The organism is Phycisphaerales bacterium (genome assembly GCA_029268515.1).
In the GTDB taxonomy this organism is placed as follows: domain Bacteria; phylum Planctomycetota; class Phycisphaerae; order Phycisphaerales; family SM1A02; genus JAQWNP01.
Genome location: JAQWNP010000017.1, coordinates 18,607 through 33,558, shown reverse-complemented (window position 1 = coordinate 33,558; position 14,952 = coordinate 18,607). Strand labels below are relative to the sequence as shown.

14 protein-coding genes and 1 tRNA gene are annotated in these 14,952 nt (G+C 51.0%); 9 read left to right on the top strand and 6 right to left on the bottom strand.

Annotated features, from left to right (window positions below; translation table 11 throughout):
- Window positions 1-251: 251 nt before the first annotated feature.
- Window positions 252-2,093 (top strand): ABC transporter permease subunit, encoded by a 1,842-nt coding sequence (locus P8J86_11880; GenBank protein MDG2055393.1) that lies wholly within the window; start codon window positions 252-254, stop codon window positions 2,091-2,093.
- A 108-nt stretch (window positions 2,094-2,201) separates the two neighbouring features.
- Window positions 2,202-2,912 (top strand): hypothetical protein, encoded by a 711-nt coding sequence (locus tag P8J86_11875; protein ID MDG2055392.1) that lies wholly within the window; start codon window positions 2,202-2,204, stop codon window positions 2,910-2,912.
- A gap of 199 nt (window positions 2,913-3,111) precedes the next feature.
- Here P8J86_11875 and P8J86_11870 read toward each other — a convergent pair.
- The 4 genes from P8J86_11870 to P8J86_11855 all read right to left on the bottom strand — a co-directional run bounded on the left by P8J86_11870 (window position 3,112) and on the right by P8J86_11855 (window position 5,149).
- A tRNA-Arg gene (locus tag P8J86_11870) sits at window positions 3,112-3,185 on the bottom strand.
- A gap of 196 nt (window positions 3,186-3,381) precedes the next feature.
- Complete coding sequence (locus tag P8J86_11865; GenBank protein MDG2055391.1) at window positions 3,382-3,669, bottom strand: DUF2007 domain-containing protein; 288 nt, start codon at window positions 3,667-3,669, stop codon at window positions 3,382-3,384.
- A gap of 25 nt (window positions 3,670-3,694) precedes the next feature.
- Entirely contained in the window at window positions 3,695-4,936 is a 1,242-nt protein-coding gene (locus P8J86_11860) for a mechanosensitive ion channel family protein (protein MDG2055390.1), read from the bottom strand.
- Between the two features lie 12 nt (window positions 4,937-4,948).
- Window positions 4,949-5,149 (bottom strand): hypothetical protein, encoded by a 201-nt coding sequence (locus P8J86_11855; GenBank protein ID MDG2055389.1) that lies wholly within the window; start codon window positions 5,147-5,149, stop codon window positions 4,949-4,951.
- Between the two features lie 231 nt (window positions 5,150-5,380).
- Between P8J86_11855 and pdhA the strand changes: the two genes are divergently transcribed.
- The 6 genes from pdhA (at window position 5,381) to P8J86_11825 (ending at window position 12,902) form a co-directional block, all read left to right on the top strand.
- On the top strand, window positions 5,381-6,529 hold the full coding sequence (pdhA, locus tag P8J86_11850) for a pyruvate dehydrogenase (acetyl-transferring) E1 component subunit alpha (GenBank protein ID MDG2055388.1): 1,149 nt from the start codon (window positions 5,381-5,383) through the stop codon (window positions 6,527-6,529).
- Between the two features lie 2 nt (window positions 6,530-6,531).
- A complete protein-coding gene (locus tag P8J86_11845) occupies window positions 6,532-7,515 on the top strand; it encodes a pyruvate dehydrogenase complex E1 component subunit beta (GenBank protein MDG2055387.1) in 984 nt (327 codons plus the stop codon).
- 54 nt (window positions 7,516-7,569) lie between these two features.
- Entirely contained in the window at window positions 7,570-8,940 is a 1,371-nt protein-coding gene (locus P8J86_11840) for a dihydrolipoamide acetyltransferase family protein (protein ID MDG2055386.1), read from the top strand.
- A gap of 456 nt (window positions 8,941-9,396) precedes the next feature.
- A complete protein-coding gene (locus tag P8J86_11835; GenBank protein MDG2055385.1) occupies window positions 9,397-10,230 on the top strand; it encodes a CPBP family glutamic-type intramembrane protease in 834 nt (277 codons plus the stop codon).
- A 122-nt stretch (window positions 10,231-10,352) separates the two neighbouring features.
- Window positions 10,353-11,546: a redoxin domain-containing protein gene (locus P8J86_11830; protein ID MDG2055384.1), complete on the top strand. Its 1,194-nt coding sequence runs from the start codon at window positions 10,353-10,355 to the stop codon at window positions 11,544-11,546.
- Window positions 11,547-11,642: 96 nt separating this feature from the next.
- Window positions 11,643-12,902, top strand: a complete 1,260-nt coding sequence (locus tag P8J86_11825; protein ID MDG2055383.1) for an FAD-dependent oxidoreductase — start codon at window positions 11,643-11,645, stop codon at window positions 12,900-12,902.
- Window positions 12,903-12,907: 5 nt separating this feature from the next.
- On the opposite strand, the gene P8J86_11820 is transcribed toward P8J86_11825, so the two are convergent.
- The gene (locus tag P8J86_11820) at window positions 12,908-13,507 is read right to left on the bottom strand and encodes a DJ-1/PfpI family protein (GenBank protein MDG2055382.1); all 600 of its coding nucleotides are present in this window, start codon (window positions 13,505-13,507) and stop codon (window positions 12,908-12,910) included.
- A gap of 79 nt (window positions 13,508-13,586) precedes the next feature.
- Here P8J86_11820 and P8J86_11815 point away from each other — a divergent pair, with 79 nt between their 5' ends.
- A complete protein-coding gene (locus P8J86_11815) occupies window positions 13,587-13,805 on the top strand; it encodes a phage holin family protein (GenBank protein ID MDG2055381.1) in 219 nt (72 codons plus the stop codon).
- Here P8J86_11815 and P8J86_11810 read toward each other — a convergent pair whose 3' ends face one another.
- The gene (locus P8J86_11810) at window positions 13,806-14,939 is read right to left on the bottom strand and encodes a saccharopine dehydrogenase family protein (protein ID MDG2055380.1); all 1,134 of its coding nucleotides are present in this window, start codon (window positions 14,937-14,939) and stop codon (window positions 13,806-13,808) included.
- Between the last annotated feature and the right edge of the window lie 13 nt (window positions 14,940-14,952).

Here is a 14,952-nt window from a genome sequence, read left to right as displayed (position 1 = left end):
GTGTGTAATGTCATCGACTGTGATCAGCACGCTGCTCATCAGCCAGTCGTCCTCGCCTCTCAGCGAGTATCTACTATTATCGACAGCATCTTGAACCCGTCAAGACTGGATCCCTGAGGCAGTGAGATCATTTTCCGTCAAGCTCGGCTCTAGCGTCCGATACACCCCCTGGCCTCCCAGGTCCAGAATGGGCTTTTGCAGCCTACAAACACCTTTTGCTCCCTAAGTTCTCCAATGCAGGAAGATTCGCCATGCCAGCCATACTCAACTGGGTCTTGCGACTGCTTCCAACCAACCCCATCTGCCTCCGTCTGATCCAAGGTGGTTCGAGGCGGGTGCGCCATCTCTATCTCCGCTCTGGATATCTGGCCATCATGATTGTGGTCATGCTCTTTGTCTTGCTCGGTGAGATCGGTGGCAGCTCTATGTCCATGCGCAGCTTTGCTGCTGGTGGCGCCCAGCTCTTTACCGTGGTCAGTTTGCTTCAGGTTGGATTGATCTGTTTGTTGACGCCAGTGTTCATGGCAGGTGCCATTGCTCAAGAAGCATCACCGCGAACCTGGGACATCCTGCTGACAACACCTTTGAACTCGATGCAGATTGTGCTTGGCAATCTCTTTGGACGATTGTTCTTTGTACTGGCCCTGCTCCTTGCCAGCCTCCCGCTCTTTGCTGTCACCCAATATTTTGGTGGTGTTCCTGGTAGCTCCATTTTCCAAAGTTACGCCATTGCTGCATGCAGCGCGCTGCTGGTGGCGGCTATTGCCGTCACACTATCGGTCACCCGTACGGCTGGAAAGCGCGCCGTGTTTCTTTTCTACTTTTGCGTCATCATTTACTTATTTCTGACCTATGCCGCTGACATACAGATCCGACAACCGGTTCGTGCCGGATCGATCACAGACCTTTCCACTGTACTCACCCCACTCAATCCGTTTTTAGCACTCGAAGTTCTACTCTATTCAAATTCTTATATTGCCCGTCCACCAACAGATTCAAGCTCTTGGATCTCAAACCTGTGGTTTTCCCATCCCATTGCAACATTCTGTTGGATTTGTTTGATCCTATCTGGGTTGATGGTTGCTTATTCAACACTGCGTGTTCGTATGATTGGAATGGCCACCGGCAGCCTTCCGTGGTGGCGTCGACTGGTTGGGCTCAGTGCTGTTGGCAGCTCAACGCGCGTCCCACGACCGGTTGGCCGTAATCCAATTTCATGGCGAGAATCGCATAATCGTGGTCGTAACCTGCCCTCCATTCTTGGTCGCTGGGGATTTGTCATTGTGGGTATTGCAATCCCATTTCTATTGACAGTTCTCATGGCAACAGACACCGTTGACCAAAAGGTGGCCAAGCAAGTGATCACGGTACTTGTTGCTGCTGAGGTCATCGTCATTACGCTGGTCGCCATCAATATGAGCGCCACAGCAGTGGCTCGTGAACGTGAAGATGGAACCCTTGATCTCATTCTGACGACGCCTATTCAACCGGGCCCCTATATCGCTGGCAAACTCCGAGGCATTGTTCAGTTTCTTGCGCCCATGATGGCTGTTCCAATCACCTCGATGCTCATTGTCGCCATCTTTGTCTTAAGTGATGGTTTTGGGCGCGGGGCCACCGCATCAATACCAAACCCATTTGGTGGTAGTGCACTGGTGCTGCCACTGGTACTCCCTGAAGTGGTCATCGCACTCATACTGGTACTGGTACCATTTACTGCCTTCTGCGTGATGGTTGGCCTGCAATGGTCAATCCGCAGCAAGAGCACCATTTCCTCCGTGGTCTTCTCGGTACTCACCGCTGGAAGTGTTTTGGGCCTCCTCAGTCTCTGTGGTATTCCCGCTGGGGCGAACTTCTCTTTCGCGGGCGCCTTCATCGAGAGCCTCAGCCCAATCAACGTGCTCTACACAAGTTCATATCCTGTCCAAATGATCCCCGATGCACTGAACGACAGCGTTTTCACAGCTCGCCTCACGCTCTTTATTGGTGCTGTTGTGGGCGCTCTGATTTACAGCCTCATTGTCTGGGCTATGTACGCCAATATGAAGCGAGGCTTCATGATGACTGTCCGTAGATTGGCTGGGACAGCATGATTCAATCGGCCAATGCAATGCAATAGCGATCTTCCTCGTTTTGGAATTGCCCTGGTATGATGAATACCGCGAGCAGAACAAAACCGTTGTTCTATGAGGAGATTCGCCATGACAAAAACAGCATCAGAAGAACATGTCCCCAAGCTTTATGATGGCGAGGGCGATGCCCTTATGCACGCCGATCGACGGGCTGATCGTGTGGTACTTTTACCGGCTGGCAATCCAAAGGACGCGAATCCGGATGGGCGATGTGTCCGTATTCAATGGGGCCAACATCTACTGAATGACATGCTCTCTCGCCGCTATCGCACTTTGATTTGTGGCGTGAATCCTGACGACAATGCCAATGGCATCATTGGTCATCTTGCAGATCTGCTACCAACCAGCCAATGGAATGCCGATTCTATCACGATGCATGCTCGTACCTTTGCGAGCTCAGCATCACCTGATGATGTACTGGTTCTTAAATACGACATGGACGCTGTTGAGGTACTGGCACTTTTACGCCACCCGGATCGGGACCACTTCACACTCAACGACATTGCTGGTGGCTTCCGGAAAATAGGCCGTATGCTTGAACATCGCTATGACCGACTGCCTTGCGCATCGATTAGCTTCTTAGGCGCTAAGTCAAACCGACTCGTTGATGCCTCAGGTAATGAACCGAGTTTCGAGACCGTGCTGCGAACGATGCATGAATCTGGCTACTGTGGCGACGTCTATCCATCACTCCGTATGTGGGAACTCGCACCAACAGGTGTCTTTGCATCGTATCCCTATTCTGAGTCAATCGAAAAAATGCGCGACGGCGGGTTCTAGTTCACCGTTCGAAACCGACTATTGGCACACTCCACAGCCTGCAATCACCGCGAGTTGATCCGTGACATTGACAAGACCATCGTTGTTTAGATCTACTTGACAGTCTGATGAGGGGGCAAGATCGAGTACTGCAGGCAGCAGTTCACATTGATCAAATGCTCAAAGTGGGTTTTACATGCGATTGATGACTGCTTGGCAACGCGGGTGACAGGGCTCGAACCTGTAACCTTCGGTTTCGTAGACCGATGCTCTATCCAATTGAGCTACACCCGCATCTTTGCAGTACCTGCATGCAGAGAGGCAGCGTACCAGAGGCCCCATAGCCCCTCAACAGCCGCAGCCCTGCCATTTTAAATCTATCTTTCCAATGAACATTGAATTTTAGGCAATGAACCATACTCAATGGACCAGGGAGGTGGGCATGGCCCCAAGGTTGCCCTGTGTATGCGTACGTATTAGGCAAAGATCGCTAAGCGTCTGAACCATCACCTTCTGCCTCTCCAACATCAACATTATCCCAGTCAATCTGGGCCCCTTCCGTGCCAACGTCGGCAATGATCGCTTTCGCTCGATCCACATCAGCTTCTGGGACCTGAACTGCGACACCCCCCGGGAAAGGCAGGGCTGTCCCCCCAGTAGCGGATGCAAAAGCAACCGCTTTGATGCCTGCATCATTAAGCGCATCGACCAAGACCTGGGCCTCTACCTCAGACTGCGGTGTCGCCACGGTCATCAAATCATTTGCATGGTTGCTCATAAAAACTCCACTTCATGTCATCGTTTTAACTGGAGACGCCTAATGGTTGAACGTCCTGTGGCGGAGATCCAGCAAACTCAATCGTACGTGTTGGGAATGCAAAGTCAGCGTCATGTTGCTTGACAATGCCACCAATCCTAAGAAGCACATCCGACCGTATATCTTCAAACTTGGCCCAGACGGTCGTTTTTGTGAATGTGTAAATCATGATATCAATCGATGAGTCACCATATGTTGTGAAGTTAACCAGCATCGTCTGCGCAGTATCAATCTCTGGATGCTCCATCAGCATTTTCTTAATGGCATCACTCACCGCCTGAACCTGACCCAAATCTTGATAACGCAAAGTCAAATTAAACTTAATCCGTCGATTGGTCATTCTTGATGGATTGACAGTAATAGCCTTGAGGAAAATAGAATTCGGCACATAGATTGGCCGCTTATCAAATGAACGAACGACCGTCGCATAAAGACCAATCCGCTCCACGGTGCCCTCAAGTTCTCGATCTGGTGACTGAATCCAATCGCCCACTTTAAATGGCGCATTGAAAAGCACCATCAAACCTCCAAAGAAATTCGAGATGCAATCCTGAGCCGCAAATCCGATTGCTGCCGCACCGACACCACCGATCGTCAGCAAGGCTGCCAGATTGAAACCGAGCGATTGAAAACCCACCAGTACCGCAACGATCCAAACCATGATCACACCAAAGCCCATAAGTGCTTGTAATGCAGTCAGGTCAAACTCAGCATTGGCGGCTTGGTGCCGGTTGACAACAACCACTTCGCTCCGCCGAAGGCACCGAGCAATGAACCATGCGAGTAACGCAATAATGACAAGAATACGAATGTCACCGACATATTCGTAAAACACGGGAATGACCCTGGTGTCTTCAGGAACATACAACTGTATTGAAGTTGTAATTGCCGTAATCCAGATCCCAAACCCCAAAGGACCCGTGATGGCAGCCGCAATAATAGACCGTACTTCGTGACCATTTCTCTCAGCACGTTTACGCAACCTACGAATCATAAATCTTTGGACGATGTCCGCAATCACAGCAGTCAAAAGAAAAACGACAGTGAGAATGAGATCAAGGGTGTGAAGTTCGAAAAATGACTCAACTATTTCGACATAGGTATCCCATTCGAACCAGTCGACCTGGCTATGCGCTTCACCTGTGCCTGGGCCAGCTTCGGCCCCATCTCCGGACGCCACAGCAGGATGATCCACCGGACTGGAGGTTGTTGAAGGATCTAAATGCATTAATAACATCCTCTAAAAGATCGAAAACGCAAACAGACCGGCAATGACTGCCAGCCCGATTACGATCACCCAGAAGATCCACCATAAGACGTTAACCGCCTCATTACGCTCAGTTGAATCGTCACTGGTCCAGGAGGACTCTGTGCGATGATGCTCAGGTCCATCAATAATTGGCGGCTCATTGTCCAGATTTGGTCGGGGTCCGTTGCTCATAGGGGCTCCATTTATGATTGAGGCCGAAACAGCGCGGACAGAATAGCAGAGGCACGAACATACTGTACCCAGGCAACCCATCCGCGTAGACACCGCCAGAGCCTCTGAGAGTCCCCGGGGGCGCCATAAATCATGCTATCCACTATCCTATTGGCTTGGCTGTACATATTTTGCCAGGGGATGCCCCTGGAAATCGCAGCGCCAGATACGAGTGCCAGATTGAGACTGCGCATGACCAAAGCAACAGCAACAAAGACCATTCAGGAAAAGGTGGCACCGCCAGTAAAGGACGAGGCCAAAGGCAAAGTGACTAAGAGTTCAAGTGTAAAAAAGCTCAAGCAGTGGCTACGGGAAATGCTCCTCATTCGAGAGTTTGAGGTACGCACGATGCAGGCGTATCAAAACCGCCTTATCGGAGGCTTCTGCCACATCTATAGCGGGCAAGAAGCAGTCGCCGTTGGCACCATTACGGCCCTCAATGACGATGATCCAGTCATTACTGCATACCGCTGCCATGGCCACGCCCTTGCACGTGGCATGGATCCATATCGATGTATGGCAGAGCTCTTCGGCAGATTTGATGGTTGTGCAAAAGGTAAGGGCGGGTCAATGCATATGTTTGACCGCGATAAACACCTTTATGGGGGGCATGCCATCGTTGGCGCCCAGACGCCGCTCGCAACAGGACTGGCCTTTGCGACAAAGTATGAGCAAGAGATTCTCAAGCAATCTGATCACGCCCGAGTCACTGTGTGCTATCTGGGAGATGGCGCCATCAATCAAGGCGCTTTCCATGAGGCTCTGAACCTCGCAGGCATACTCGATCTTCCAGTGATCTTTGTCATCGAAAACAATGGATATGCCATGGGGACTTCAGTCGCACGTGGTACCACATTGGCCGATGCGCTCTACCGCAAGGCTGAAGCTTATGGAATGAAGGGACATCTGATCGAGGAAGGGATGGACGTCGTTTCTGTTCATGACCAATTCAAAAAGATTGTTGACTTCTCAAGAAAGAACTCCAAGCCCGATCTGGTAGAAATTCGCACCTATCGCTACAAGGGTCACTCCATGTCTGATCCTCGCAAGTACCGGACTCCTGAAGAAGAAGAGCAATGGCACAAGCGAGATCCGATTGATCACCTTTCGCACGACCTCATCGAATCAGGCAATCTGACCGCTGACGAGTACAAAAAAATGACAACTGAGATTCGCGATGAGATTCGTGATGTTGTCCGGCGAGCCACTGATGCACCGCCACCACCACTGGATGAACTATATGTCGATGTTCACACCGGCACTTGGGGGCCATTCAAAGGCACGACACTTCCCACTATGTTGCGTAGCGAAGATGCAAACAAAAGTCAGGAGGACGCCTGACCATGGCCAGAGAAATTGAATTCCGTGATGCACTCCGTGAAGCGATGACAGAAGAAATGCATCGCGACGAACGTGTGTTTCTGATGGGTGAAGAAGTCGCTCAATACAATGGGGCTTACAAAGTCAGCCGAGGCATGCTCGAAGAGTTCGGCGCTGATCGTATTATTGACACACCCATTTCTGAAACAGGCTTCTCCGGCTTGGGAATTGGTGCCGCAATGATGGGCTTACGTCCCATCATTGAGTTCATGAGCTGGTCCTTTAGCTTGGTCAGCGCAGACCAGGTACTCAATAATGCACCTAAAATGTTGTATATGTCCGGCGGTCAGTTTGGCGTACCAATCGTCTTTCGAGGAAACGACGGCGCTGGTGGACAGCTTGGTTCAACGCACTCCTGGTGTGTCGAGTCAATGTTCGCAAATGTTCCCGGATTGAAGATGATTATTCCAGCGTTCCCCGATGACGCCAAAGGCCTACTTAAGAGCGCCATCCGGGATGATGATCCTGTCTTTTGCCTTGAGTCAGAGCGACTCCTCTCACTGAAAGGTGAAGTCCCAGAAGAAGAGTACCTCACACCAATTGGGGAAGCTCGGGTCCGAAGAACAGGCACTGACTGCACCATTGTGGCCTTTGGACGCCCTGTTCACTTTGCTCTAGAGGCCGCCGAAGAACTGGCGAAATCTGGAATTGAATGTGAAGTTGTTGATGGACGTTCAATACGCCCTCTCGATATGGAAACAATTTCCGCCTCTGTCAAAAAGACGAATGCATGCGTCGTTGTTGATCAGTCTTGGCCATTTGCTTCAATCGCATCGGAAATTTCTGCTCAAGTCCAGGAGTGGTGTTTCGATCATCTGGACAATCATGTACACCGCGTGAACAATGACGATGTCCCGGCACCCTACGCCACAAATCTTGAGCAAGCGATGCTTCCTCATGCCGGCAAGATCATTGAGGCCGTTCGTTCCGCTACCTACAACCTCTAGATCCGCCGAATCATAAACCGCTCGTGTTTCATCAATGCCCGGGAGCCTTAAACCATGACAATTCCGATTACAATGCCCCGCCTCTCAGACACCATGGAGCAAGGCACTGTCATCAAATGGCATGTTAAAAAGGGTGACGCCGTAAACAGCGGTGACACACTCGCAGATGTCGAGACCGACAAGGCGACCATGGAAATGCAGGCGTTTGATGATGGCACGGTGGCTGAGATCACTGCCCAAGAAGGCCAGACGGTCGAAGTCGGCCAAACGATTGCTGTTCTGGCTGAAGAGGGCGAAGACCCTGCTGCCAGCGCGAGTGATAACGACACAGCAGCAGCACCAGCAGCCGAGCCAGCACCAGCGGCCGAACTAGCACCAGCAGCAGCCGAGCCAGCACCAGCAGCCGAGCCCGCTGCAACGCCAACACCAGCGGCCGAACCAGCTGTATCGCCAGCACCGGCACCGGCTGCCGACAAGAGTGGGCATGAACATATGCGGGTGACACCAGTGGCTCGTCGTATTGCCGATGACAACAGCATCGATCTTTCAGCGATCCAAGGGTCAGGGCCACAGGGCCGCATTATTAAGCGGGATGTCCTTCAAGCCATTGACGCCTCCAAAGAAAACCAAGCAGCAATCCCCCCTACTGCCATGGTAACTTCAATGGCGACCCCCTCACAAGTGACCCATATTGTGACACCTGTCTCTTCGAGCGCCTTAGTCGCAGGCGATCACACCGCACCGCTCACACCAATGAGGCAAACAATTGCACGCCGACTTGTGGAATCAAAAACAACCATTCCACATTATCAAGTGACCATGAAATTCAACATGGACCCTCTTTTAGAGTTACGTAAATCACTGAATGAACAACTCGCAAGCCATGAAGTAAAACTATCTGTTAATGACTTTTTGGTCCGCGGCTGCGCTCTAGCGATGGCGGATCACCCAGATTTCAATGCTTCATTTGGTGGCGACCATATTCTCTACCACGGACAAGTCAACATTGGCGTAGCCATATCATTGCCCCCAGAAAAGGGTGGCGGTCTCGTGGTTGCAACCATCCGTGATGCGGATCTCAAAAGCCTTCGACTCATCTCTGCCGAAACCAAGGTGCTCGCTGAAAAAGCTCGCACGCGAGGACTCACCGTCGAAGAGATGAGCGATGCCACGTTTACACTCTCGAATCTGGGCATGTTTGGCGTGGAACACTTCACTGCCATCATCAACCCACCAAACAGCGCTATTCTCGCTGTGGGCGCATCCGTCGAGCTACCTGTGGTCCGAGATGGCCAGATTGTGGTCGGCCATGACATGCAAGGCACGCTGAGCCTCGATCATCGAGTGATTGATGGAGCAATGGCTGCCCAATATATGCAGGCCCTCAAGGAGCTCATTGAAACCCCCACAATGCTCCTCGTCTGAGCCTTGCGAGTGGCCCCAGGGGCCTCCAAAGCAAAAAGAGAGCCCTGTCGAATTGCATTTTGGACGATTTCTGACATACTCCCCGCTTCCACTTTCATTGGCCCCCATCTCAACAAAGGGGTTGTAGGAGACTGTCCGTGGCTCACTCACTGTCCGCCAAAAAGCGAATTCGTCAGAATGCGAAATGCAGAGCACGTAATTTGTGGCGGAAACGCCAGATCAAGCACCAGACCAAGGCCGTCCTGAAAGCCATTCAAGCACAGGATGTACCGACGGCAGAATCTGAATTCCGCAAAGCCTGCGGTTTGCTTGATCGTATTGCTACGACCAGCACCCTCCATCGAAATACTGCCGCACGCAGAAAGAGCCGGCTCTCACGTAGAATTCGTGATCTGAAACAGAAGGCTGCCAACAACTAAACCTGCTCCCATCAGGTATCTACCTGCAGGCCCTCTCTTGAAACAGCGACAAACCGCTTCTGAAGTACACGAGCCATCAGTGGCGCGGCGTCTGTCCTATTGGGCAATCAGCCGTCAGCCACTTCAGATTCTGGCGTTTCTGCTACCGCTGATCATCGCATATGAAATTGCGCTCGTGACGGTGCTCAATCGCAACGGCGTGCCGATCACCAATATTGCTCACCAACAACTCATTGAGATGCTGGAGGGCTTTGCGGTACCAGCTCGCGATGCGCTTTTCTTTGGCGGATTGATCATTGTTGTGGTCCTACTTTTCTGGCACTTGTTCACACGGGCTCCATGGCGCATCAGCGGATCATCTCTATTGGGCATGGTTTTGGAATCCATCCTACTCACAGCCCCTTTGATTATTCTCTGGCAACTGATTAGTCAGTTTGGACTCTCTGGTCCTTTGAATACCCCAAGTGACAGCGAGTTGCTTGCCACAGTTATTCAAAACGCAGACCAACTCCCCACACAAGCGTTTTCACAATTAACAAGGCTTCAGCAACTCACCATCGCGATTGGCGCCGGTCTCTACGAAGAACTCCTTTTCCGAATGGTTTTGATTGCTTTAGCCCATTATATTTTGGTGGATTTACTCAAGACGCCGCAGTCTCTTGCAATCATCATTGCAATTGCTCTTTCAGCCATCGCCTTTGCCTGGTATCACCCCACCCTCGGCATGTCCACTGATACCGAATCTCTCGTCATTACCTTCTATTTTCTGGCTGGAGTTTACTTTGCGGGCATTTATGTCATCCGTGGTTTTGGGATCGTAGTTGGGGTTCATGCGGCGTATGACTGCTTTGTGGCATTGACTGGCGGTTGAGACACCACAGGATGACTTGGCAGGCCTGCCACAAGACTGATACGATGACATGATGCGGGACAGTTTGAGCCCGTTGTTTCATGGAATACACCTCAAAATTACCTCTGGGAGGATCTCCAACGATGAATAAGGCACTCACGCTCGTAACACTGGCCGCGACATCACTCACTTTGATGGCTGGCTGTAATAACAACAAGAAGACTGAAACAATCTCTGCTGAAGGTGATTCAGTACCCGCAGCTAAGATCCAGCCGATGGCGAGTGACGAAGTAGCACCTGCCGAAAATGCGTCCATGCCCACGCTGGCCGTTGGTGACAAAGCGCCGGTACTTTCAATAGATCATGTGATCAAAGGCGAGGGTGTGACATCATTTGATGGCGACCGTGTCTACGTCGTTGAGTTCTGGGCAACATGGTGTGGCCCATGCCGATCAAGCATGCCCCACCTCAGTGAGCTTCAAGACCAATACAGTAGCGACGTGACCATTATTGGTGTCAGTGATGAAGAAGTCGGCAAGATTCAGAAGTTCCTGGACGATGACGCTTCAAATGGAAAGAAATGGGACGAGAACATTCGGTACGTACTCGCCACTGATCCTGATCGATCAATGCATGATGCTTATATGAAAGCAGCCCAACAGCGTGGTATCCCAACGGCTTTCGTCGTCGATCAAAACGACAATATCGCCTGGATCGGCCACCCAATGTCAATGGATGAAGTACTACCGCAAGTCATCGATGGATCATGGGATGCAGATAAAGCCCGACAGGAAGCAGAAGAAGAACAGAAAATGCAAGCAGCCATGGAAGCGAAGAATCGCCAACTCATGGAAGCTCGTCGTGCCAACGACTGGGATACGTATCTCACGGTGCTCACAGAAATGAGTGAGCAATACCCAGACAACATCGCCATCAAGAAGTCCATGTTTGAAACCATGATCATGCATACAGACAATAAAACGGCCGCTTATAAATTAGCGGACGAGATCTTGGGCACCGATCCAGAAAACAGTCAACTCTACAACTCGCTCGCCTGGGCAGTCGCTACTGAGTCAGACGAAAAGTGCCGTGATCTCGACTGGGCGCTTAAGACTTCTCTCAAAGGCAACGAATTAGACGGTGGCGCCAATGCAGCCGTCCTAGATACCGTTGCTCGAATCTACTATGAACAAGGCAATATGAAAGAAGCAATTGCTTGGCAGAAGAAAGCTGTAGAGCATGCCAGTGGTGAGGGTATGGGTGAAGAGATTCGTGCCATGCTGACCAAGTACGAAGAGGAAGCAAAAGACACCAAAGCCACTGCCAACGCTGAGTAATCAAAATGGACTGCTCATCATCGGACTCAAGCCGCTCAGCCAATGCTGAGCGGCTTTTTTAACGGCTGACGCTCGTTTGGAATAAACTGCACTTACATGAGTAAAACCACCGTCATCGTCGGTGCCGGCATTACAGGGCTCTCCTGCGCCCACTATCTCGTTGAACGCGGGCATGAAGTGATCGTCATCGATAAAGATCTTATCGACAATGGCGCTTCCACTGGCAACGCTGGCATTGTTGGCGTTGGTCATCCCCCACTACAACGCCCCGGCTTGACCCGGAAAACACTGGGCTTTCTTCTTGATCCAAAAGGCCCACTGTATATCAAGCCCAAACTTGACCCTGAACTTTGGCGATGGTTCTGGGGCTTCAGAAAAGCATGCACCAAGCGACAGTTTGAGCGTTCCATGAAGACGCTGATGCGCATGGCTGGTGAAATCACCAATAGTTTCGATGATCTCATCAAGGGCAATGATATTGACTGTGAGTACCGTGACAGCGGATGGCTCGAATTATATGGTACGGCCAAGGCTGGAAAACGTATCGAAGAAGAAGCCGAGATGCAGCGAGCTGCTGGTCTTAAGATAGACCTTCTTGATAAGCAACAGCTAAGCACATTTGAACCTGCCATTCACGATCGTGTTCAAGGTGCTGCGCACTTCAAAGAAAGTGCATTTCTAAGTCCTAGAAAGCTCATTCTGGGACTCGTGGACCATCTCCGAAAAAAAGGGGTCGTCATAAAAACCAATACGCGCTGTACTGCATTTGAAAACAACGGCAGTCGCTTCAAAGCTTTACGCACCCATACCGGAGAACGTATTGAAGCCGATCACATTGTGCTCGCCGCGGGTGTTTGGACAAGCCAATTGGTTCGCCACTTCAACACTTCCATTCCCATGCAAGCCGGAAAAGGTTACCACCTTAAGCTTGCCTCCCCACCATCTCCAGTCCCCCAACTTTCGATCGCTTGTGTCTGCGCCGAGACGTTTGTAGCGATCACTCCAATAGACAATGGAATTCAACTCGCTGGCACCATTGAGTTCAGTGGCATCAATCATCGCTTGCGTCAAAAGAGATTGAGAATGCTGCAGGTTGGTGCGCAACATTACATCAAGGGGCTCGGGCAATCAGCTCCACGTTCAAGTTGGTGCGGCCTAAGACCCTGCACCACTGATGGACTACCTGCAGTGGGCCGATTGCCAAATTGGGACAACGCATACACAACCACTGGCCATGCCATGATGGGCTTGGCATTGGGACCAATATCAGCCAGGCTGTTGGCTGAGACGATTGATGAGGGCAACCCTTCGATTGCACTTCCTGACCTTGATCCAGGTCGTTTTGGACGTCGATGACATCGCTAGTCGTGTATCTTTAGATACGCAGCGATTTCACTAGCGACCTTCGGCCCACGCAACATATTGACAACCGCCAATGCAAACTCAATGGTTGTACCAGGCGCCTGAGAAGTCACAATTCGATGCGGCTCATCAACACAGACACGTACAGCACCATCAAATTTTTCGCCCAGCATCGAGGTGAAGTGATCTGGTGCAAATGTTTCTGTTGGCGTTGAAATTTGCAGTGGATTACAAGTCGCTCGATCGCTCTTTGCTAACACCCCCGCCGGCTCAAGAACCAATGCCGGCGCCAAGCAAACCGCGGCAACAACCGCTCCGGCCCGATGATGGGCCACAAGCATCTTCCGCAACGTTTCAGATTGACCAAGATGAAATGAACCCGGAACGCCACCCGGAACAACAATCGCATCAAATGCCTCGTCAGCAACCGCCATGAGTTCACAGGATGCTTGTATTCGGATGCCTTTCATCAGCTGAACCAGAAGCGAGGGCTCTACCGTAGCCAGAACGACCTCGATATCACCGCGTGCTAAGACATCAGCAATCGCAACAACCTCAATATCTTCAGATCCATTTGCAATTGGAACCAGTGCCCTCATGCCATACCTCTCAGATTCGTACGTTCTAATCTCAACACACACTTACGCCTAAAGCATAATTTCTATAGACTCTTGTCATATGAGTCAACGCTCCAAAAAAAGAACCCAACTTGCAGCACTTCTTGTGGCCATTGGCCTTTTTTTGGCCGCCTTCGGCTTTGTAAGCCTCTTCATCACTGGCCCCTCGTCAGGAACGGGCGATGATGCTCGGACATGGCTCGATGTCATCCCCGGTGTTTTCCTGATTGTCGCGGGCCTCTACTGCGCCTTCTATGGCGGCCGTATGCTAAGCCGTTAGTTACAGTTGGTGATAATGCACACCGCGTGCCTCATGTTCAGCCAAGACAAATTCAACAAGGCCAGGTTCTGTCGCCAGTAGTTCGGGCGTGTGAACACCTGGCTTATTGAAGGCGCCCTTCTCAAGCATGCGTCCCAAGATAGTGCAGGGAAATGCTGTCGTACGCGACATACTTGTGGCCTTCATTTGGGTGCTATAGAAGTCGGTTAGATCCCATTGAATTCGTTTCGATTTTCCATTGAGGGTGCCATCTACGATGATGCGCATCACCGTTAAATCCTGCTCACCAGGCTCGTACGTCCAAAGTGGAAATAGCAAAGCAGAAGTCACCTCTCGTGGAATGACCGATTTCCCGTTCACTTCAATAGGATCTGTAGAAAACAAACCCGTCGCCCGAAAAATGCGCATCAGCTCATAGTGCCCTGGATATCGCAGCGTCTTTTCCTTCATATCTGGCACATCAAGCGTTTCCACCAATGATCGCAAACCATCTGTATTGACAGCTTCCAAAGAGCCCACGCCCTCAAAGTCGATCATTTCAGGCTCCGTGAGCGCTTCTCGAACAATGACTTTGCCACCCTCTATCAAACGCGTGGGTCGCGTGTACTCCTCAAGTACATCTGCTGGACTAAAGCCAGCCTTGTAAAAGAAAGGCCACACCGGTTCACGAGGCAATCCCCCAACGTAGATCTCTATTGATGCAGCTTCATCAAGCTGACTCACACCATAGGCAGCCATTAGGTGACTCATGCCCGGTGCCACACCAAAGTCAACCACAGCACAAACACCGGCTTGACGCGCCTTTTTATCAAGGTCCGCAGCACGTTCCGGCATAAATGAAATATCACAGTAAGGACGGCCAGATTCGATCACCGCCTCAAGAACTGTCAGTCCGACTTGACTCGAAAGTGCGCCAAGCACAAGATCATTTTCTTTGGCAAGCAGACGAACTGCATCTGTATCTTTACAATCGAGCTCAACAGTCGTTACGCGATCACCCAAACGAGCTGCAACTGAAGACAAGTTCTTTTGTGAACGATCGGCAATCGTGACCTGCCAATCCTTATCTTGACACATATCTTCAGCCATGACCCTTCCGACCATGCCTGCCCCAAGAACTACGACCCGTTTCATCTTTTATTTTCCT

Bases quoted from the DNA above. Each gene is read 5' to 3' on its own strand.
- P8J86_11880 (MDG2055393.1), top strand. From the start codon at position 252: ATGCCAGCCATACTCAACTGGGTCTTGCGACTGCTTCCAACCAACCCC.
- P8J86_11875 (MDG2055392.1), top strand. From the start codon at position 2,202: ATGACAAAAACAGCATCAGAAGAACATGTCCCCAAGCTTTATGATGGC.
- P8J86_11865 (MDG2055391.1), bottom strand. From the start codon at position 3,669: ATGAGCAACCATGCAAATGATTTGATGACCGTGGCGACACCGCAGTCT.
- P8J86_11860 (MDG2055390.1), bottom strand. From the start codon at position 4,936: ATGCATTTAGATCCTTCAACAACCTCCAGTCCGGTGGATCATCCTGCT.
- P8J86_11855 (MDG2055389.1), bottom strand. From the start codon at position 5,149: ATGAGCAACGGACCCCGACCAAATCTGGACAATGAGCCGCCAATTATT.
- pdhA (MDG2055388.1), top strand. From the start codon at position 5,381: ATGACCAAAGCAACAGCAACAAAGACCATTCAGGAAAAGGTGGCACCG.
- P8J86_11845 (MDG2055387.1), top strand. From the start codon at position 6,532: ATGGCCAGAGAAATTGAATTCCGTGATGCACTCCGTGAAGCGATGACA.
- P8J86_11840 (MDG2055386.1), top strand. From the start codon at position 7,570: ATGACAATTCCGATTACAATGCCCCGCCTCTCAGACACCATGGAGCAA.
- P8J86_11830 (MDG2055384.1), top strand. From the start codon at position 10,353: ATGAATAAGGCACTCACGCTCGTAACACTGGCCGCGACATCACTCACT.
- P8J86_11825 (MDG2055383.1), top strand. From the start codon at position 11,643: ATGAGTAAAACCACCGTCATCGTCGGTGCCGGCATTACAGGGCTCTCC.
- P8J86_11820 (MDG2055382.1), bottom strand. From the start codon at position 13,507: ATGAGGGCACTGGTTCCAATTGCAAATGGATCTGAAGATATTGAGGTT.
- P8J86_11815 (MDG2055381.1), top strand. From the start codon at position 13,587: ATGAGTCAACGCTCCAAAAAAAGAACCCAACTTGCAGCACTTCTTGTG.
- P8J86_11810 (MDG2055380.1), bottom strand. From the start codon at position 14,939: ATGAAACGGGTCGTAGTTCTTGGGGCAGGCATGGTCGGAAGGGTCATG.